Origin of the sequence: Streptosporangium vulgare, assembly GCF_042428775.1 — a bacterium.
Lineage (GTDB): Bacteria > Actinomycetota > Actinomycetes > Streptosporangiales > Streptosporangiaceae > Streptosporangium > Streptosporangium vulgare.
Window position 1 is genome coordinate 487274 of the sequence record NZ_JBHMBS010000001.1, and the last position, 18775, is coordinate 506048.

At 72.0% G+C, this 18775-nt stretch carries 17 protein-coding genes and 1 riboswitch; of the genes, 14 read left to right on the top strand and 3 right to left on the bottom strand.

The genetic code is table 11. From position 1 onward, the window contains the following. The first annotated feature begins 114 nt into the window (after positions 1–114). Positions 115–245, top strand: a riboswitch (FMN riboswitch). Between the two features lie 412 nt (positions 246–657). From ACFFRH_RS02135 to ACFFRH_RS02155, 5 genes are all read left to right on the top strand, one after another. Beyond that, positions 658–1332, top strand: coding sequence for a riboflavin synthase (locus ACFFRH_RS02135; protein WP_386153661.1), 675 nt, complete (start codon positions 658–660; stop codon positions 1330–1332). 143 nt (positions 1333–1475) lie between these two features. Next, positions 1476–2690, top strand: coding sequence for a bifunctional 3,4-dihydroxy-2-butanone-4-phosphate synthase/GTP cyclohydrolase II (locus ACFFRH_RS02140; RefSeq protein WP_386153664.1), 1215 nt, complete (start codon positions 1476–1478; stop codon positions 2688–2690). Positions 2691–2748: 58 nt separating this feature from the next. After that, positions 2749–3219 carry a 6,7-dimethyl-8-ribityllumazine synthase gene (ribH, locus tag ACFFRH_RS02145; protein ID WP_386153667.1) on the top strand — a complete coding sequence of 157 codons (471 nt, stop codon included), beginning with the start codon at positions 2749–2751 and terminating at the stop codon, positions 3217–3219. A 133-nt stretch (positions 3220–3352) separates the two neighbouring features. Then, positions 3353–3811, top strand: a complete 459-nt coding sequence (locus ACFFRH_RS02150) for a PH domain-containing protein (protein ID WP_386153670.1) — start codon at positions 3353–3355, stop codon at positions 3809–3811. A 320-nt stretch (positions 3812–4131) separates the two neighbouring features. Then, the gene (locus tag ACFFRH_RS02155; protein WP_386153673.1) at positions 4132–6390 is read left to right on the top strand and encodes a glycoside hydrolase family 9 protein; all 2259 of its coding nucleotides are present in this window, start codon (positions 4132–4134) and stop codon (positions 6388–6390) included. 268 nt (positions 6391–6658) lie between these two features. On the opposite strand, the gene ACFFRH_RS02160 is transcribed toward ACFFRH_RS02155, so the two are convergent. Both ACFFRH_RS02160 and ACFFRH_RS02165 read right to left on the bottom strand, forming a co-directional pair. Further along, positions 6659–7327: a potassium channel family protein gene (locus ACFFRH_RS02160; protein ID WP_344747369.1), complete on the bottom strand. Its 669-nt coding sequence runs from the start codon at positions 7325–7327 to the stop codon at positions 6659–6661. Continuing rightward, a complete protein-coding gene (locus ACFFRH_RS02165; protein ID WP_386153677.1) occupies positions 7320–8660 on the bottom strand; it encodes a TrkH family potassium uptake protein in 1341 nt (446 codons plus the stop codon). Before ACFFRH_RS02165 ends, ACFFRH_RS02160 begins: the two co-directional genes overlap by 8 nt. 319 nt (positions 8661–8979) lie before the next feature. Here ACFFRH_RS02165 and ACFFRH_RS02170 point away from each other — a divergent pair, with 319 nt between their 5' ends. The 4 genes from ACFFRH_RS02170 (at position 8980) to ACFFRH_RS02185 (ending at position 12937) form a co-directional block, all read left to right on the top strand. Further along, complete coding sequence (locus tag ACFFRH_RS02170) at positions 8980–9876, top strand: AAA family ATPase (RefSeq protein WP_344747371.1); 897 nt, start codon at positions 8980–8982, stop codon at positions 9874–9876. Beyond that, entirely contained in the window at positions 9860–11131 is a 1272-nt protein-coding gene (locus tag ACFFRH_RS02175; protein ID WP_344747373.1) for a vWA domain-containing protein, read from the top strand. Before ACFFRH_RS02170 ends, ACFFRH_RS02175 begins: the two co-directional genes overlap by 17 nt. Further along, positions 11124–12233: an XdhC family protein gene (locus ACFFRH_RS02180; protein WP_344747374.1), complete on the top strand. Its 1110-nt coding sequence runs from the start codon at positions 11124–11126 to the stop codon at positions 12231–12233. The genes ACFFRH_RS02175 and ACFFRH_RS02180 overlap by 8 nt, the downstream gene beginning before the upstream one ends. A 137-nt stretch (positions 12234–12370) precedes the next feature. Next, on the top strand, positions 12371–12937 hold the full coding sequence (locus ACFFRH_RS02185; protein ID WP_344747390.1) for a nucleotidyltransferase family protein: 567 nt from the start codon (positions 12371–12373) through the stop codon (positions 12935–12937). 15 nt (positions 12938–12952) lie between these two features. Here the strand turns inward: ACFFRH_RS02185 and ACFFRH_RS02190 are convergent, their stop codons facing one another. Beyond that, positions 12953–13846 carry an endonuclease/exonuclease/phosphatase family protein gene (locus ACFFRH_RS02190; RefSeq protein ID WP_386153681.1) on the bottom strand — a complete coding sequence of 298 codons (894 nt, stop codon included), beginning with the start codon at positions 13844–13846 and terminating at the stop codon, positions 12953–12955. Positions 13847–14048: 202 nt separating this feature from the next. Between ACFFRH_RS02190 and ACFFRH_RS02195 the strand changes: the two genes are divergently transcribed. The 5 genes from ACFFRH_RS02195 to ACFFRH_RS02215 all read left to right on the top strand — a co-directional run bounded on the left by ACFFRH_RS02195 (position 14049) and on the right by ACFFRH_RS02215 (position 18759). After that, positions 14049–15089 (top strand): LLM class F420-dependent oxidoreductase, encoded by a 1041-nt coding sequence (locus tag ACFFRH_RS02195; protein WP_344747376.1) that lies wholly within the window; start codon positions 14049–14051, stop codon positions 15087–15089. Between the two features lie 271 nt (positions 15090–15360). Further along, positions 15361–16497: a M24 family metallopeptidase gene (locus ACFFRH_RS02200; protein WP_344747377.1), complete on the top strand. Its 1137-nt coding sequence runs from the start codon at positions 15361–15363 to the stop codon at positions 16495–16497. 25 nt (positions 16498–16522) lie between these two features. Further along, positions 16523–17083: an elongation factor P gene (gene efp / locus ACFFRH_RS02205; protein ID WP_344747378.1), complete on the top strand. Its 561-nt coding sequence runs from the start codon at positions 16523–16525 to the stop codon at positions 17081–17083. Continuing rightward, positions 17083–17493 carry a transcription antitermination factor NusB gene (nusB, locus tag ACFFRH_RS02210; protein WP_344747379.1) on the top strand — a complete coding sequence of 137 codons (411 nt, stop codon included), beginning with the start codon at positions 17083–17085 and terminating at the stop codon, positions 17491–17493. Before efp ends, nusB begins: the two co-directional genes overlap by 1 nt. A 507-nt stretch (positions 17494–18000) precedes the next feature. Then, positions 18001–18759: a class I SAM-dependent methyltransferase gene (locus ACFFRH_RS02215; RefSeq protein ID WP_344747380.1), complete on the top strand. Its 759-nt coding sequence runs from the start codon at positions 18001–18003 to the stop codon at positions 18757–18759. Positions 18760–18775: the final 16 nt, after the last annotated feature.

The following is an 18775-nucleotide window of genomic DNA, read 5'->3' on the forward strand; positions in this document are numbered from 1 at the left end:
TGTCCCACATCATGGAAGGCGTACCGTCCGGTTTTCCGGACATGGCACACTGGTAGTGGTAATGGAGGGTGAATCGTCCGCGGTGCGCCCTCCGCGAGAACGAGAGAAGCAGAGCAGCGTGCTCCGGGGTCGGTGAAATTCCGAGCCGGCGGTTACAGTCCGCGACCCGGTCGAAGCCATCGACCGGTTGACCTGGTGAAACTCCAGGACCGACGGTTAAAGTCCGGATGGGAGGAAGCGCGCGAGCGGAGAGTGTCTTCGGGCACCCTCCGCTGATCGGGTGTATGCACCCGTTGATCCCCCGGGGCCCGCCGTGGCAAAAAGCTACTGGCGAGTAGGAGACCTCGGGTGACTGATCCGGCGCGGACGCGCCAAGCGGTCGGGCGCGCCCCTCACGGGCGCGGCGCCGTCGGCCCCCACCATTTTTCGTGTCGTTCGTGTTCCCCGTCCGGCCGTGCCCGGTCCGGGCGTGGCGACGTATCCCTCTTTTCCGGCGCGCTCCGCCTTCCGGACGCACGCCCTTCCCGGCCCCACGTGCCCGGGCTCCGCATGTCCGAGCCCCGCATGTCCGGGCGCACCACCGGCCCCCGTACCTCCGGACCCCTGACGATCTCCCCGTGCCCGGTCGTCCGGGCGGTCCCCCAGAAGGAGCTGTGAATGTTCACCGGAATCGTCGAAGAACTGGGAGAGATCGCCGGGATCGAGCCGCTGAGCGACGCGGCCCGGCTGTCGATCCGCGGCAAGACGGTCACCGCGGACGCCGGGCACGGTGACTCGATCGCCGTCAACGGCGTCTGCCTGACCGTGGTGGACGTCGAGGGCGAGGTGTTCACCGCCGACGTGATGAAGGAGACCCTCGACCGCAGCTCCCTCGGCGCGCTGGGCCCGGGCTCCCCGGTCAACCTGGAGCGCGCGGTCCGCGCCGACCAGCGGCTGGGCGGGCACATCGTGCAGGGCCACGTGGACGGGACGGGTGTCCTGCTGTCGCGGGAGCCCGCCGAGCACTGGGAGGTCGTCCGGATCTCCCTGCCGGCGGAGCTCGACCGCTACGTGGTCGAGAAGGGCTCGATCGCGGTCGACGGCATCAGCCTGACCGTCATGAGCGTGGGCTCGGGCGGCTTCGCGGTCAGTCTGATCCCCACCACCCTCAGCCTGACCACCCTCGGCGCGAAGCGGCCGGGAGACCCGGTGAACCTCGAGGTCGACGTGATCGCCAAGCACGTGGAGAAACTCGTCGGCGCGTACGCCCCGGCCGGTGGGCCGGCCAGGGACACCGCGACAGAGCAGACAGAGCAGACGACAGAGCAGACAGAGCAGGTGGAAAGGCCGTGACCCACCTCGAAACGGAACCCGAGACCGCCGGGACCGGGAGCCTCCGGAGAGACCCGATCGGAAGCGCCGGAAGCACCGGCCGGATTCGTCAACTGGCTCAAGGAGTACCGGTCGAGGGCCGTGCTCGTCACCGAGGAGACCCTGTGATCAAGCTGGACCCGGTCGAGCGGGCGATCGCCGACATCCGCGAGGGCAGGGCCGTCGTGGTCGTCGACGACGAGGACCGCGAGAACGAGGGCGACATCATCTTCGCCGCGTCCAAGGCCACCCCGGAACTGCTCGCCTTCACCATCCGGCACAGCAGCGGCGTGGTATGCGTGCCGATGCGCGGCGAGGACCTCGACCGGCTCGGCCTGCCGCTGATGGTGTACGACAACAAGGAGCGCCTGCGCACCGCGTACACGATCAGCGTGGACGCGAGGGACGGGGTGAGCACCGGCATCTCCGCCGCCGACAGGGCCCGCACGATCCGCGCCCTGGCCGACTCGGCGACCGAGCCGTCCGAGCTGGTACGGCCGGGGCACGTCTTCCCGCTCCGCTACCGGGAGGGCGGCGTCCTGGCCCGGCGCGGCCACACCGAGGCGTCCGTGGACCTGGCCAGGCTCGCCGGGCTGAGCGAGGCGGGCGTGCTCGCCGAGGTCGTCAACGACGACGGCACCATGATGCGGCTCCCGGAGCTGCGCGACTTCTGCGACGAGCACGACCTGGCGCTCGTCTCGATCGAGCAGCTGGTGGAGTTCAGGCGCAGGACCGAGCGGATGGTGACCAGGGTCGCCGAGACGCGGCTGCCGAACAGGTACGGCGAGTGGCGGGCCTACGGCTTCGCGAGCTCGCTGGACGGCGGCGAGCACCTGGCCCTCGTCCTCGGCGACATCGAGGACGGCGAGAACGTCATGGTCCGGGCGCACTCCGAGTGCCTCACCGGCGACGTGCTCGGGTCGCTGCGGTGCGACTGCGGGGTGCAGCTCGACCACGCCATGTCGCGGATCGCCGCCGAGGGGCGGGGGGTGGTCGTCTACCTGCGCGGGCACGAGGGGCGCGGGATCGGGCTGCTGGCCAAGCTCCGGGCGTACAGCCTCCAGGACGGTGGCAGCGACACCGTCGACGCCAACCTGGAGCTCGGGCTGCCGGTGGACGCCCGGGAGTTCTCCAACGCCGGGCAGATGCTCGCCGACCTGGGCGTGAAGTCGGTCCGGCTGCTCACCAACAACCCGGCCAAGCTGCGCGGCATGGACGGCTACGGCATCAAGGTGCTCGGCCGCGAGCCCATGCCGGTGGCGATGAACCCGTACAACGAGAAATACCTGTCGGCCAAGCGCGACCGCCTCGGCCACGAGATTCCCAGGGAAGAAGCATGAGCGAACGAGCAGGCCAGGCGGAGCGGGACGGCCGCGCGAGCGGGCGCGGGGTGATCGCGTGAGCGGCGAGGGGCGGCCGGTGGCCGAGGCCGTCGAGGCGAGCGGGCTCACCGTCGGCGTCGTCGCGGCCCGCTGGCACGAGAAGATCACCGATCAGCTCGTGGCGCGGGCCGAGCGGGCCGGCAGCGACAGCGGCGCGGAGGTGACCGTGGTGCGGGTGGCCGGATCGCTGGAGATCCCGGTCGTGGCGCAGGTCCTGGCCAGGAAGTACGACGCGGTCGTCGCCCTCGGCGTCGTGATCCGCGGTGAGACCCCCCACTTCGACTACGTGTGCGACTCCGTCACCTCGGGCCTGACCCGGGTCTCCCTCGACGAGGAGGTCCCGGTCGGCAACGGCGTGCTGACCTGCGAGTCCCTCGACCAGGCCCTCGACCGGGCGGGACTGCCCGGCAGCCACGAGGACAAGGGCTACGAGGCCACCGTCGCCGCCCTGGAGACGGCGCTGCTGCTGCGGGAACTCCGCTCCTAGCCCGTTCCGCGGACCCGCCCCGCCGTGCCTCGTGATCGGCCCGGCGGGGCCGTGCGGTAGGTTTCCCTCGGCACCGTGACCAGCCGTCACAGCCGTTCCGACCGGTGGTTTTCCAAAGGATCGTGATCTGAGAGTGAGCCCGGAGAGCGTCTCCCCGCCCCCGCTGCCCGTCGTGTGGCGGCCCAAGAAGGGGCGGATCGCGGCCTACGGCTTCGCGGGCCTGATCATGCTCGGCGCGGTGCTGATGGCGGTCTTCCTGTCCGAGCCGTTCACCCTGGCCGACAGGCTCGCGATGGTCGGGCTGGGCGGGGTGGTCGCCTGGGTTCTGCACCTGCTGGGACGGGTCCGGGTGGAGGCCGACGAGGAGGGGGTCACCGTCGTCAACCCGCTGCGGGTGCACCGCTACGAGTGGCCCGAGGTGCTCGGGGTCACCCTGGTCGACCACGAGCCCTGGGCGAAGATCGACTTCACCGACGGGGCCACGGTCGGCGCGATGGGGCTGCAGGGCTCGGAGAAGGACCGTACGGTCCGCCAGGTCCGCGAGCTCGCCGCCCTCATCAGGGAGCGCGGAGAGGCGTCGGAGACCCGCTGAGCCGCCGTACGGGGGTTCAGGGCCTTCGGCCGGGCCTCCGCGGAGGCCCGGGAGCCCTGGCGCGGGCCGACGTGGCGATGTGCGCGAGCGTGACCTCCTGGCGGGGACCCGGGGACGCGCGGACGCGTGCGGGTCACCGGGGGAAGCGGTCACGCCGAGATTCCGCGAACCGCTGAAACCCCTGAAAGTTACATGGTCGTTCGCCGTAAGTATCGCCGTGAGCTGCACGAGATGCTCTCCTCAACGGCGGCGGCTGTCCTTTTTCGGCCTGAGGGTTCCAAGATGCGAAGCCCACGCAGCACAGGTCGAGAGGACTCCACGTGAAAACGTCAGGCCGGATCCGGTTATCGGCGGCGGCGCTGGCCGCGGCCCTGGCCGCGGCATCGATCACCGCGGTCGTCACCACAGGAACCGCCAACGCCCTTGTCCGACCGGCGCTCGGCCAGAACATCAAGGTCAACCAGGTCGCCTACGCGCCCGGCGCGGCCAAGCAGGCGACCGTGATCAGCAACTCGGGATCGCCGCTGGCCTGGAGCCTGCTGGACGGTTCCGACCAGGTGGTGGCCGGCGGCACCACGACCGTCTTCGGCGCCGACTCCCGCTCCGGCGACTCCGTCCACAAGATCGACTTCTCGTCCTACACCGGGACCGGCACCAACTACGTGCTCACCGTGAACAACGAGTCCAGCCACCCCTTCGACATCGGCACCGCCGCCTGGAAGAAGCTGCCCTACGACGCGCTGGCGTTCTTCTACCACCAGCGCAGCGGCATCGCGATCACCTCCCAGTACGCCGGCGGCAACCAGTACGCCCGCGCCGCCGGCCACCTGAACGTCTCCCCCAACCAGGGCGACAACAACGTGCCGTGCCGCAGCGACTGCGGCTACCGGCTGGACGTGCGCGGCGGCTGGTACGACGCAGGCGACCACGGCAAGTACGTGGTCAACGGCGGCATGTCCGCCTGGCAGCTGGTCAACGCCTACGAGCGGGCCAGGAACATCCCCGGCGCCGACACCGGCGCCTTCGCCGACGGCACCATGTCCATCCCCGAGCGCGGCAACGGCGTGCCCGACATCCTGGACGAGGCCCGCTGGGAGATCGACTTCCTGCTGAAGATGCAGGTCCCCGACGGCCGCCCGCTGGCCGGGATGGCCCACCACAAGATCCACGACGCCAACTGGACCGGGCTGCCGCTGCTGCCCGCCCAAGACCCCCAGGCCCGGGTGCTGTCGGCGCCCAGCACCGCCGCCACCCTGAACCTGGCCGCCGCGGCCGCCCAGTGCGCCCGGGTGTGGGCGTCCATCGACTCCGCGTTCTCCGCCCGCTGCCTGACCGCGGCCGAGAAGGCCTACGCCGCGGCCAAGGCCAACCCCTCGCGGCTCGCCCCGGCCTCCGACGACACCGGCGGCGGCTCCTACGCCGACGGCAAGGTGACCGACGAGTTCTACTGGGCCGCCGCCGAGCTGTACGCCACCACCGGCAAGCAGGCCTACCGCACCGACCTGACCTCCTCCTCGCTGTACTACGGGCGCAGTTTCACGAACGAGGGCGCCCTGTGGGCGGAGGTCGGCAGCCTGGGCGACATCACCCTGGCGCTGGTGCCCAACGGCCTGACCTCCTCCATCGGCCAGCAGCTGCGGGCCTCCTTCGTCTCGGCCGCCGACGGCCTGCTGAACGTGATGCGCGGCCAGGGCTACCCGGTGCCCTTCCAGCCGTCCGGCGGCGGCTACATCTGGGGGTCCAACAACCTGATCCTCAACAACACCGTCCTGCTGGCCCTGGCCCACGACTTCACCGGCGCCGAGCGGTTCCGCACCGGGGTGTTCGAGACGATGGCGTACCAGCTCGGCCGCAACCCGACGGGCTACTCCTACGTCACCGGCTACGGCGACAAGCCCTCCCGCAACGTCCACCACCGGTTCTGGGCCAACCAGCTCAACTCCTCCCTGCCCATCGCACCGGCCGGCGCCCTGGCCGGCGGCCCCAACAGCGGCCTGGAGGACCCTGTCGCCCAGCAGCGTCTCAGCGGCTGCCGGCCGCAGAAGTGCTACCTGGACGACATCGACGCCTGGTCGGTGAACGAGGTCGCCGTCAACTGGAACGCGGTCCTGGCCTGGGTCAGCGCCTGGACGGCCGAGAAGGCCGGCACCAGCGGCCCGACTCCGACGCCCACTCCCACTCCCACTCCGACCCCGACGCCCACCCCGACGCCCACCCCGACTCCGACTCCGACGCCCACCCCGACTCCGACGCCGACCCCGACGCCGATCGGAAAGGCCTGCGCCGCGACCTACACCGTCACCAACCAGTGGGGCGACGGCTTCGGAGCCAATGTCGAGGTGAAGAACACCGGCACCACCGCGCTCACCGGCTGGACCGTCGCGTGGACCTTCCCCAGCGGCCAGACCATCACCCAGCTGTGGAGCGGCTCGCACACCGCGAGCGGTTCGGCCGTCACCGTGGCCAACCTGTCCTGGAACGGCGCGCTGTCTTCCGGCGCCACCACCTCCTTCGGCTTCAACGGCACCTGGTCCGGGGCCAACACCGCCCCCGCCGTGGTGACCTGCACAGCCCGGTAGGCGGCGCGGCGGGAACCCGCCGGTGCGCGACGGAGCCGAGTTCCGGTCCGCACCGGCGCGGTCCCCACCCCGTGAGGCCGTCCCGGGCTCCGGCGCCCGGGACGGCGAACGCCTTCCCCGAGGCGTTGTCCCCCGCCAGGACGACCGGGACCCGGCGACGCCGGTGACGTCGGCAACGCCACGGCACCCGGCTCCAGGCCGCAGAGCCGTGTCCGCCCGATTCTCCGCGAGTACCGCCGCACCCCTGCGAGGGCTCGGGGGCCCGCGCTCAGGTCTCCTCGGCGAACCGCTCCGCGTTGTCGGTCTCGCCCGCCACGAGCAGGGTGTCGCCACTGTGGATCACCGTGTCGGAGGTGGCGTACGTGAACCTGCCACCGGGTTTCTTCACCCCGACCACGGTGACCCCGTACTTGCTGCGGACGCCCAGGGAGCCCAGGCTCTTGCCGTCCGCCCACCGGGGCGCCATGGTCTTGATCATGGCGTAGTCCTCGTCGACCTCCACGTAGTCGAGCATCCGCCCGGTGACGAGGTGCGCGACCCGCTCGCCCATGTCGTGCTCGGGCTGCACCACGTGGTGCGCGCCGACCCGCTGCAGGATCCGGCTGTGCTGCAGGCTGATCGACTTGGCCCAGATGTCGGCCACCCCGAGGTCGGCCAGGATCGAGGTGGTCAGGATGCTCGCCTCGATGTCGGTGCCGATGCCGACCACCGCCCGGCCGAACTCGCTGATGCCCAGCTGGTCGAGCGCGTCGGGATCGGTGGAGTCGGCGCACACCACGTGGGTGAGCCGCCCGGAGAACTGCTGCACGTTCTTGGCGTCGCTGTCGACGCCGAGCACCTCGACGTCGCGGCCCACCAGCTCCACCGCGAGGGCGCCGCCGAACCGGCCGAGACCGATCACCACGACCGCGTCGCCGCGGTCTCTCTTGTCAACCAACGAGGGGACGCTCCTCCGGGTATCGGAACCGACGGGTCTGGACGTGCAGCGCCAGCGCGGCGCCGAGGGTCACCGGGCCGAGCCGCCCGACGAACATCAGGAGGGTCAGGATCAGGTGTCCCAGGGGGCCGACGTCGGCGGTGATCCCGGTCGACAGCCCCACCGTGCCGAAGGCCGAGATCACCTCGAACAGTACGCGGTCCAGCTTGAACGGGGTCACCGTCATCATCGCGAACGTGCCCACGGCGACCGACGCCACACTCAGCAGGGCGATCGTCAGCGCCTGCCGCTGCAGCTGCTCGGGAATGCGGCGGCGGCCCGCCGAGACGTCGGGCTCGCCGCGCAGCTCGGCGAGGATCACGAACCCGAGGAGCGCGAACGTCGTCACCTTGATGCCGCCGCCGGTGCTCGCGCTGCCCGCTCCGATGAACATCAGCACGTCGCTGATCAGCCAGGAGCTCTCGCTCATCTGGGAGGTGTCCACGGAGTTCAGGCCGCCGCTCCGGGTCATCGCGCTGTGGAAGAACCCGGCCATGATCCGCAGTCCGGGGGAGAGGCCGCCCATCGTGCCGGGGTTGTTCCACTCGGTGACGGTGACGGCCACCGCCCCGCCGAACAGCAGGACGGCGGTCATCCCCAGCGTGATCTTGGCGTGCAGCGTCCAGCGGGCCGGGCGGCGCCAGTTCTGCCGCAGTACGGCGTAGACGGGGAAGCCGAGACCTCCGGCGACCACCGCCGAGATGAGCGGGAGGCAGATCCACGGGTCGGTGACGAACCTCATCATGCTGTCGGGCCAGAGCGCGAACCCGGCATTGGTGAATGCCGAGATCGCATGAAAAATCCCGTAATAGGCGGCGCGGCCGACCGGTTCCCCGTACCCGATCACGAAGCGGGCGGCGAGCACCGTGGCGGTCAGCGCCTCGGCGACCAGCGTGACCTTGGCGACCCCCACGATCACCCGCCGCACGTCGCCGGGACCGAGGGTCTTGGTCTCGGCCTGGGTGTTGAGGCGGGCGCGCAGGCCGAGCTTGCCGGAGACGACCACCGCGAGGATCGAGGAGAGCGTCATGATCCCGAAGCCGCCGATCTGCATCAGCACCAGGAGCACGATCTCGCCGAAGAACGACCAGTGTGCCGCGGTGTCGTGCACGGCGAGCCCGGTCACGCACACCGCGGAGGTGGCGGTGAACAGGGCCGACGTCCACGAGGCACTCTCGCCCCCCGCGACCGCGACCGGCAGCGACAGCAGCCCTGTACCGGTGAGGACCACCGCCAGGAACGCCACCACGACGGCTCTGGACGGGGTGTTGATCTGGTCGAGCAGGTTCTTCACAGGGGGTGACAATACTTCTTCCCGGGAGAACGGCAGTATGTCCGCCTGCTCACCGGTCGCCGAAGCCTCCGTGAGCCGTCCTCCGGTCTCCGTGGGCCCTCCTCCGGTCTCCGTGAGCCGCCCGCCCGCCTCCCGTGAGCCCCCGCCCGCCCCCGTGAAGCCCCCGCCCGCCGCGAGGCCGTCACCGGCGTGCCCGGCGCGTGCTGACCTGTGCCCGGCGCGTGCCTGGCGTGCCCGGCACGCCACCGGGTTCCGTGGAGCGCCGGATCCGGGAGGGGTGTGATCACGAGGACCCGGCCGCCGGGCGTAGCCTGAGGTGGTGGTGAGGCGGACAATCGAGGCATCTCATGTGGAGTCGCCCGCGCAGCTGGCGGAGCTGCTCGACGAGCGGTCGTACCTGGCCGGTGCGGGGCTCGTCACGGCGGCCTTCCTCGCGCTGCGGATGGGCCGCCCGCTGCTGCTCGAAGGCGAGGCGGGGGTCGGCAAGACCGAGCTGGCCAGGACCCTGGCCGAGGTGCTCGGGGCGCCGCTGATCCGCCTGCAGTGCTACGAGGGGCTCGACGCCTCCCAGGCGCTCTACGACTGGGACTTCGCCCGCCAGCTCCTGCACCTGAAGGCGGCGGAGGCGGGCGGTGTCACCGACGCCGCCCGGCTGGAGGGCGAGGTCTACGACCGGAGGTTCCTGATCGCCAGGCCGCTGCTGAAGGCGATCGAGACCCAGCCCGCGGTGCTGCTCATCGACGAGGTCGACCGGGCCGACGTGGAGTTCGAGGCGATCCTGCTGGAGGTGCTCTCGGACTTCGCGATCTCCGTTCCCGAGCTCGGCACCATCCGCGCCGCGCGGCCGCCGGTGGTCGTGCTCACCTCCAACCGCACCCGCGAGGTGCACGACGCGCTGAAGCGGCGCTGCCTCTACCACTGGCTGGAGCACCCCTCCTTCGACAGGGAGGTGGCGATCCTGCGCAGGCGGCTCCCCGAGTGCTCGGGAAGCCTGGCCGAGCAGGTGGCCACGGCGACGGGACGGCTCCGCCAGGCCGACCTGATCAAGCCGCCGGGGATCGCCGAGACCCTCGACTGGACCGAGGCGCTCCTCGCCCTCGGCGCCCGCGAGCTCGACCCCGACCTGGCGGCCGCCTCGCTGGGCGCCCTGCTCAAGCACAGGGAGGACCACGAGACGGTGCTCGGGAACGGATTCTTCGGTGCCTCCCGGCGCTGACGGCCCGCCCCACGCGGCGGTTCCCCCCGGCGCGGGGGGTTCTCCCGCGACCGGGGTTCCGTCTCCGACCTCCCCGACCTCCCCGACCTCCCCGACCTCCCCGACCTCCCCGCCCGGGACCGGGACCGCCACCGAGACCGGGACCGGGACCGAGACCGCCACCGGGACGGACCTGGTGGCGGTCATGACCGGTTTCGCCAGGACCCTGCGCGCCGCCGGGGTGCCCGCCGACCACGAGCGGACCCAGAACCTGCTGCGAGCGCTCTCCCACCTGGACGCCTCCAACCCCGACGACGTCTACTGGGCGGGCCGTACCACGCTGTGCGCCTCGGCCGACGACCTGCCCCGCTACGACCGGGTCTTCCGGGCCTACTTCGGGGGGCTGCGCGCGGGCCGCGCGAGAGCGGCGGCGATCACCGTCACCCGGCCCGCCGCGGCACGGCCGGGGGCAGGCCCCGACCGGGGGGAGGGCGGCGAGCCCCCGGCCCTCGCGGCGACCGCGAGCGCGACGGAGGTGCTGCGCACCCGCGACGTGGCCGGGATGACGGCCGCGGAGCTCGCCGAGGCGCACCGGCTGCTCGCCCTGCTGCGGACGGGCAGGCAGCGGCGCGCGTCGCGGCGTTTCCGGCCCTCGCGCCGGGGGCGGCTGGACGGCAGGGCGACCGTCCGTGAGACCCTGCGCAGGGGCGGGGAGACCGCCGGGCTGCGCTACCGCGCGCACCGGACCAGGCCCCGCCGGGTCGTGCTGCTGATCGACGTGAGCGGTTCCATGACCCCGTACGCGGACACGCTGCTCCGGCTCGCCCACGCGCTGGTCAGGTCGGAGCCGAGGGCCACGGAGGTGTTCAGCGTGGGCACCCGGCTCACCCGGCTCACCTCCGAGCTGCGCCACCGGGACCCGGCGACCGCGATGGCCGCCGTCTCCCGGGCCATCCCCGACTGGAGCGGCGGCACCCGGCTGGGGGAGGAGCTCCGGCGGTTCCTGGCGCTGAACGACGCGGCGGGAGCGGTGGTGGTGATCGCCTCCGACGGCTGGGAGCGCGGCGACGTCTCGCCGCTGGGGGCGGAGATGGCCAGGCTGTCCAGGACGGCCCACCGGGTGATCTGGGTGAACCCGCACAAGGGCAGGGAGGGCTACGAGCCGCTCACCGCCGGGATGCGGGCCGCGCTTCCCCACATCGACGACTTCGTGGCCGGGCACAGCCTGGCCGCGTTCGAGAAACTCGCGACGCTGCTGGGAGGCACGCATGCGTGACGTGTTGTCACAGATCCTGAGGTGGTGGGAGGCGGGAGAGACGTTCGGCCTCGCCACCGTGGTCGACACCTTCCGCAGCGCGCCCCGCCCGCCGGGGGCGTCCATGGCGGTGCTCGGCGAGGAGGCCGAGGGCAGCGTCTCCGGCGGCTGCGTCGAGGGCGCCGTCTACGAGCTGGCCAGGGAGGTGGTCTCCTCGGGCACACCCGTCCTGCAGAGGTACGGAGTGAGCGACGACGACGCCTTCTCCGTCGGCCTGACCTGCGGCGGCATCCTTGACATCCTCGTCGAGCCCGTCTCGAAGGAGACATTCCCCGAGCTGGGGGCGGTCGCCGCCTCGGTGCTGCGGCGCGAGCCGGTGGCGGTGGCGACCGTCCTGTCGGGGCCGGGTGTGATCGGCACCCGCAGGGTCATCTGGCCGGACCGCTCCTCCGGCTCCCTGGGCGTGACCCGGCTGGACGACGCGGTGGACGACGACGTCCGGGGCATGCTGGCGCAGGGGCTGACGGGCGTCCGCAGGTACGGGGCCCGAGGGCAGCGGCGGCTCGACGAGCTGTCGGTCTTCGTGCAGTCCTTCGCGCCGCCGCCCCGCATGCTGGTCTTCGGCGCGATCGACTTCGCCGCCGCGGTCGCCAGGGTCGGCAAGTTCCTCGGCTACCACGTGGTCGTGTGCGACGCCCGGCCGGTGTTCACCACGGCCAAGCGCTTCCCCGAGGCCGACGAGGTGATCGTCAAGTGGCCGCACGACTATCTCACCTCGACCGTCGTGGACGAGCGCACCGCGATCTGCGTACTCACCCACGACCCCAAGTTCGACGTCCCTCTTCTCGAGGTCGCCCTGCGCACCTCGGCGGGCTACGTCGGCGCGATGGGCTCGCGCCGCACGCACGAGGACCGGCTGGCCCGGCTCGCCCAAGCCGGGCTGGGGGAGGCCGAGCTGAAGCGGCTCCGCTCGCCGATCGGGCTGGACCTGGGCGCGCGTACGCCCGAGGAGACGGCGATCTCCATCGCCGCCGAACTGATCCAGCTGCGCTGGGGCGGGTCCGGCCGGCCGCTGACCGACGGTTCCGGCAGGATCCACGGTGAGGGACCGGGCGGCGCGTGAACGAGGACTCGGAAACCTCGGCGCCTCCGGAAAAGGCCCCGCCGGGGGCCCCGCCCGGGGCCTTTTCCGGAGGCGCCGAAGGGGATGCGGCAGGGGAGCCCGGGGGATCGGCGGGCGGGCGCCCGGCGAGCGCCGGGCTGCTGCTGGCCGCCGGGTCGGGCTCGCGGCTCGGCACTCCCAAGGCGCTGGTGGAGTTCCGCGGGGAGCGGCTGGTGGACCGGGGGGTCAGGGCGCTCCACGACGGAGGGTGCCGTCCCGTGGTCGTGGTGCTCGGCGCGGCCTCGGTCCGGGTGCGGGGAGCGGTGACCGTCCACAACCCGCGCTGGGACTCGGGGATGGGCTCCTCGCTCAGGGCCGGTCTGGACGCGATCCCCGAGACCGCCGATCATGTGGTGATCGCCCTGGTGGACCAGCCGTTCGTCGGCCCGCGGGCGGTGCGGCGGCTCGTCGACGCGGCGGCGGAGGGCGCCTCGGTCGCCGTCGCCACCTACGGCGGCGCGCGGCGGAATCCGGTGCTGATCGCCAGGGAGCACTTCGAGGAGGTCGCCCGGCTCGCGACCGGCGACGCCGGTGCCCGCCCCTTCCTGCGGGCCCACCCCGAACTGGTGGTCGCGGTCCCCTGCGACGACGTGGCCGACCCCGCGGACATCGACACCCCGGCCGACCTGTCCGCGCTCCGGGCCCGCCCGGACCTCGCCGTCTGACGGGCGGCCGGGTCCCTAGGCGGCCAGGCGCAGTGAGGCGACGGCGGCGCGGTGGTCGCTGCCCGCGGCCCGCTCGACGCCCGCCCTGGTGGCGACCATGCCGCGGTAGAGGATGTGGTCGGGCCGGGTGACGGGGAAGGACGCGGGCCAGGTGAAGCCGAAGCCCGTACCGGCCTCCTGCTGGGCGTCCGACAGCGGCGGCACCAGGCCGGAGCGCTTGCGGTCGGTGGTGGCGGTGTTGAGGTCGCCGAGCAGCAGCAGGCGCTCGCTGTCGTCCTTGTCGATCATCCTGCGGGCGTAGGCGAGGGTCTCGTCGCGCTGGGCGGTCTGACCGGGACGGGCGGAGGCGAGGTGCATGACGTACACGGTGAGCCTGCCCTTGGGGGTGACGACCACCGCGCGCAGCGCCCGCGCCCAGTCGAGGCCGATGTCGGCCTTGCGGGCCTCGGCGATCGGGAAGCGGCTCCACAGGCCGACCGTGGCGATCCGGTAGCGGTAGGGGAAACGGTCGTTGAGGACCTTCGCCGCCGGGCCGCCGGCGGTCAGCTCCTGCACCGCGACCAGGTCGCGGTCCTTGGAGACGGACCGTATGGCGTCGGCCGAGTCGGCGTTGGTCGCGCCGACGTTGAGCGTGGCGACCGACAGGTCGCTGGGCCCGCCAGGCGGGCTGCGCAGCAGCGTCGGGCCGAACATGAGGCCCCACACGGTCGCCGGGACCAGCGCGGCGAGGATCACCTGCCACGAGCGGGTGGCCAGCGCGCAGACCAGCAGGACCGGTACGGCGACCCCGAGCCAGGGAAGCAGGCTCTCCAGCACGGGTGTGAAACCACCCAGCTCAGGCAGGAGCCGGTGCCCCCCGAGAATCAGGGCCAGCGTTCCCGCCGTCACGACGATCGACTGCCTCAGCACACCGCTCCTCGTCCACCCTCCGGGGGTCACCTGCCCCCGGAACGTCCGCCCCTCCGGGGTCCCCTACCCCGGAATGCGTAGGCTACCGGCCCGGTGGCGACGGCGCGGGGCTTGGTGCTTCGGCGGTGAGTCGATAACCTTTGTTGCCGAGACAACGGAACAACATTCGGTTTCGTCGGCACCGCGGAAGGACGATCTCACGATGCGCATCGGTATGGCCCTGAACTACTCGGGGGGCTTCAAGGAGACGGTGGCCGAGCTGGCCGACTACGAGAAGGCCGGTCTCGACATCGTCTTCGTCGCCGAGGCATACAGCTTCGACGCGGTGAGCCAGCTGGGCTACATCGCCGCCAGGACCGAGAGGCTGCAGATCGCCTCCGGCATCCTGCCGATCTACTCCCGCACCCCCGCCCTGCTGGCCATGACCGCCGCGGGCCTCGACTACGTCTCCGACGGCCGCTTCACCCTCGGCCTGGGCGCCTCGGGCCCGCAGGTCATCGAGGGCTTCCACGGCGTCCCGTACACCGCGCCGCTCGGCCGCACCCGCGAGGTCATCGAGATCTGCCGCCAGGTCTGGCGGCGCGAGCGCCTGACCTACGAGGGCAGGCACTACACCGTCCCGCTCCCCCCGGGCCAGGGGACCGGCCTGGGCAAGCCGCTGAAGCTCATCAACCACCCGGTCCGCGAGCGCATCCCCGTCGTGATCGCCGCCATCGGGCCCAAGAACGTCGAGCTCTCCGCCGAGCTGGCCGAGGGCTGGGAGCCGATCTTCTACGTGCCGGAGAAGGCCGCCGACGTGTGGGGCGCCTCCCTGGCGGCGGGCAAGGCCAGACGGGACCCGGCGCTGGGCGAGCTGGACGTGATCGCCCAGGCCTCGCTCGCCATCGGCGACGACGTCTCGGGCTGGCTGGAGCTGGGCCGCCCGATGGCGGCCCTCTACATCGGCGGCATGGGCGCCAAGGGCAAGAACTTCTACAACGACCTCGCCCGCAGGTACGGCTACGAGAAGGAGGCCGAGCAGATCCAGAACCTCTACCTGGACGGCAAGAAGGACGAGGCCGCCGCGCTCGTGCCGCACGAGCTGCTGGAGAAGATGTCCCTCATCGGCCCCGAGGGGCACGTCCGCGAGCGCCTGCAGGCCATGCGCGAGTCGGGCGTCACGACCGTCAACGTCGCCCCGCTGGCCGGCACGCACGAGGAGCGCGTCCGGCTCATCGAGAAGGTCAGGGAACTCGCCTCCTGACCCGCCTCTCCCGCCCCGCCGCCGAACGGGCCCGCGGCCAACGCGGCCAACGCGGCCGCGGCCGGGAACGGTCCGCGGCCAACGTGACCAACGCGGCCAACGTGGACGCGGTCAGGACGGGCGCACGGACCAGGGCGGGTACACGACACGGCCACGGCGGGTACACGACCACGACGAGCACGTGGACGAGCGCGTACGCGGCCAAGCGGGAGGGCGGCGGGACCGGGCAGCACGGTCACCGTGGCGACATCCGGTCAAAGCGGTTAATAGCATGCGTGCCATGACCGCCACCCACACCCGTCGCCGCGCGAACCTCGCGGCCCTGCTGCCCGCTCACGAGGCGGACGCGATCCTGGTCACCGGCGGCGTGAACGTGCGCTACCTGACCGGCCTGGCCAGCTCCAACGCGGCCGTCCTGGTCAGGGCCGACGCCAGCGCCACGCTCGCCACCGACTCCCGCTACATCGGGGCCGCCCGGCGCGTCTGCGCCGACATCGAGGTGGTCGAGGAGTCCGACGTCGCCGGGGCCCTGCTGCCGGAGAGCGGCCGGACGGGCGTCGAGGCCGACCACATGTCCGTCGCCGACTACTTCCGGCTGGGCGGCGAGCACCTGCGCCTGTCCAAGGTGGTGGAGTCGGTGCGCGTGGTCAAGGACGACTCCGAGCTCGACCTCATCCGTACCGCGTGCGAGCTCACCGACCGCGCCTTCGCCGAGGTCCTGCCCGAGCTGCGTCCCGGGCTCACCGAGAAGGAGGTCGCCAGGGCACTGGAGCGCCGCATGATCGAGCTGGGCGCGGACGGCCTCGCCTTCGACTCGATCGTCGCGAGCGGGCCCAACGGCGCGATCCCGCACCACTCGCCCTCGGACCGGCCGCTGGAGCGCGGGGACCTGGTCACCATGGACTTCGGGGCCCTCTACCGGGGCTACCACGCCGACATGACCAGGACCGTGGCGATCGGCGAGCCCGCGGGATGGCAGCGCGAGCTGTACGACCTGGTCCGCGCCGCCCAGCGGGCCGGCCGCCTGGCCGCGCGGGCCGGCGCCGCGCTCCACGAGGTGGACGCCGCGGCCCGGGACCTGATCAAGGAGGCGGGGTACGGGGAGTTCTTCAAGCACGGCCTCGGCCACGGCGTCGGGCTGCAGATCCACGAGGAGCCGTTCCTGTCGCCGAGAAAGCCGGAGGACACCCCGGGAAGGCCGGAAGACCTCCCGGAGCCGGAACGATCTTCAGGAGAGCCGGAGCGCGACCATGAGCACGCTAGACTAGAGGATCGAGTTCCGGTAACCGTTGAACCTGGGGTTTACCTTCCCGGCAGGGGCGGCGTCCGCATCGAGGACACGCTCGTGGTGCGCGATGGCGGGCCGGAACTTCTCACACGGACGACCAAAGAGCTGCTCGTCCTTTAAGAGCGGCCGTACGCAGGAGAGACTAGTGGCGACGACGAACGACCTCAAGAACGGCCTGGTGCTCAAGCTCGACGGCGGTGAGCTCTGGGCCGTCGTGGAGTTCCAGCACGTCAAGCCCGGCAAGGGCGGCGCGTTCGTCCGCACCAAGCTCAAGAACGTGCTATCGGGCAAGGTCGTCGACAAGACCTTCAACGCGGGCGTCAAGGTCGAGGTGGCCAACGTCGACAAGCGCGAGATGCAGTTCTCCTACATGGACGGCGACGACTACGTCTTCATGGACACCGAGAACTACGACATGCTCCACGTCACCAGGGTGGCGGTCGGCGACTCGGCCAACTACCTGCTGGAGAACATGCTGGCCACCGTGGCGATCAACGAGGGCAACGTCCTCTACGTCGACCTGCCCGCGGCCGTCGAGCTGATCGTCGCCGAGACCGAGCCCGGCCTCCAGGGCGACCGCTCCACCGGCGGCACCAAGCCCGCCACGCTGGAGACCGGCGCCGAGATCAAGGTGCCGCTCTTCATCACCACCGGCGAGAAGGTCAAGGTCGACACCCGCACCGGCGATTATCTCGGCCGCGCCTGATGTCGGCACGAGGTAAGGCGCGCAGGCGCGCGCTGGACATCCTCTTCGAGGCCGAGGCGCGAGGCGAGGACCCGCTCAGTGTCCTCGCCGAGCGTCTCCAGCGGGCCGAGCCGCCCGTGAACGAGTACACCACGACGATCGTCGAGGGCGTGTGCAGGCACCGGGCGCGCATCGACGAGCTGATCACCACCTACTCCGAGGGCTGGACGCTCGACCGCATGCCGGCGGTCGACCGCAACCTCCTGCGCGGCGGCACCTACGAGCTGCTGTGGATGCCCGACGTCCCCGAGGGCGTCGTCATCAGCGAGTGGGTGAGCCTGGCCTCCGAGCTGTCGACCGACGAGTCGCCGCAGTTCGTCAACGGCCTGATGGCCCGTTTCAAGCAGCTCAAGCCGTCCCTGGCGCTCTAGCCGCCGCCACGGGGAGCCCGGGGGCCCTGAGGGCCCCGGCTCCCCGCCCCGGCGGCCCCGGCGGCCTCCGCCCCGGGCGCCCCCTCCCCGGCCGGGCTTACCCGGGCGACCGGTCCCCTTTCCTCCTGGCTTGCCCGCGGGACCGGTCCGCGCCCGGAAAAAGACTCGATCAAGCGCGAGTATGGATGCTCCTTGGGCCGCGCCGGGGGACGCGCGACGTAGGCTGGGTTTGTCATTGGACATTCAGGGCGAACACCCTGTCCTTTGGGCAAGAAGGAAAGCCTTCTCGCCCTGTCGGTTCAACCCGTTAGGGTTGGGGTGTCCCGCGACAGCCAAGCGGGACCTGTGGTTTTCGAACGCGGCAGGGCGTGCCGTGTCTGCGCGGGGAGGCTTCGGGGTGACCCGGGCCGTCGAACCGCGAACCGACAGACCCGACCGGCGGTCGGGTGCTGAAATCCGGGGCTCTGAGCCGCGGAGGACGTCAACGTACGAGGAGGCGATCTGAAGTTGCACGCCGTAGGCATCTCACGGCAGGCGGGCACTCCCGCGGTCCGCACGGCGGTCGTATGGGACGTCCTGAGTGCCGTGCTGGCCGAGCGGGTGGCCGCGACAGGCCGTGAGCGGCTCGACATCGTCGACGCCGGAGGCGGCACGGGGGGTTTCGCCGTTCCCCTCGCCGACCTCGGGCACGCCGTGACGGTCGTCGACCCCAGCCCCGACTCGCTCGCCGCGCTGGAGCGCCGCGCGGCGGAGGCGGGGGTGGAGGTCCGCGCCCTGCAGGGTGACGCCGCGGACCTTCAGGAGCTGCTCCCGGCCGGCGGCGCCGACCTGGTGCTCTGCCACAGCGTGCTGGAGTACGTGGAGGATCCGGCCGGCGCGGTGAAGGCCATGGCCGGCCTGCTGCGCGAGGGCGGCGTGATCAGCGTCCTCGCCGCCAACCCGCTCGCCGCCGCGCTCCACCGCTCCATCGCCGGCAGGTTCGACGAGGCCCGCCAGGTCCTGGACGACCCCGAGGGCCGGTGGGGCGACCGCGACCCCACGCCCAGGCGTTTCACCCGCGAGGCCCTGGAGCGGCTTCTCTCGGTGACGGGCTTCGCGCCCGGCGAGGTCCACGGCGTGCGGGTCTTCGCCGACCTGGTGCCCAGCAGGCTGCTCGACGGCGAGCCCGGAGCCGCCCGCGCCCTGGTCGCCCTGGAGCAGGCGGCCGCGGTGCACCCGGTGCTCCGCGACATCGCGACCCAACTGCACGTCCTTGGCCACCGGTGAACGCCGCGTCGAACGC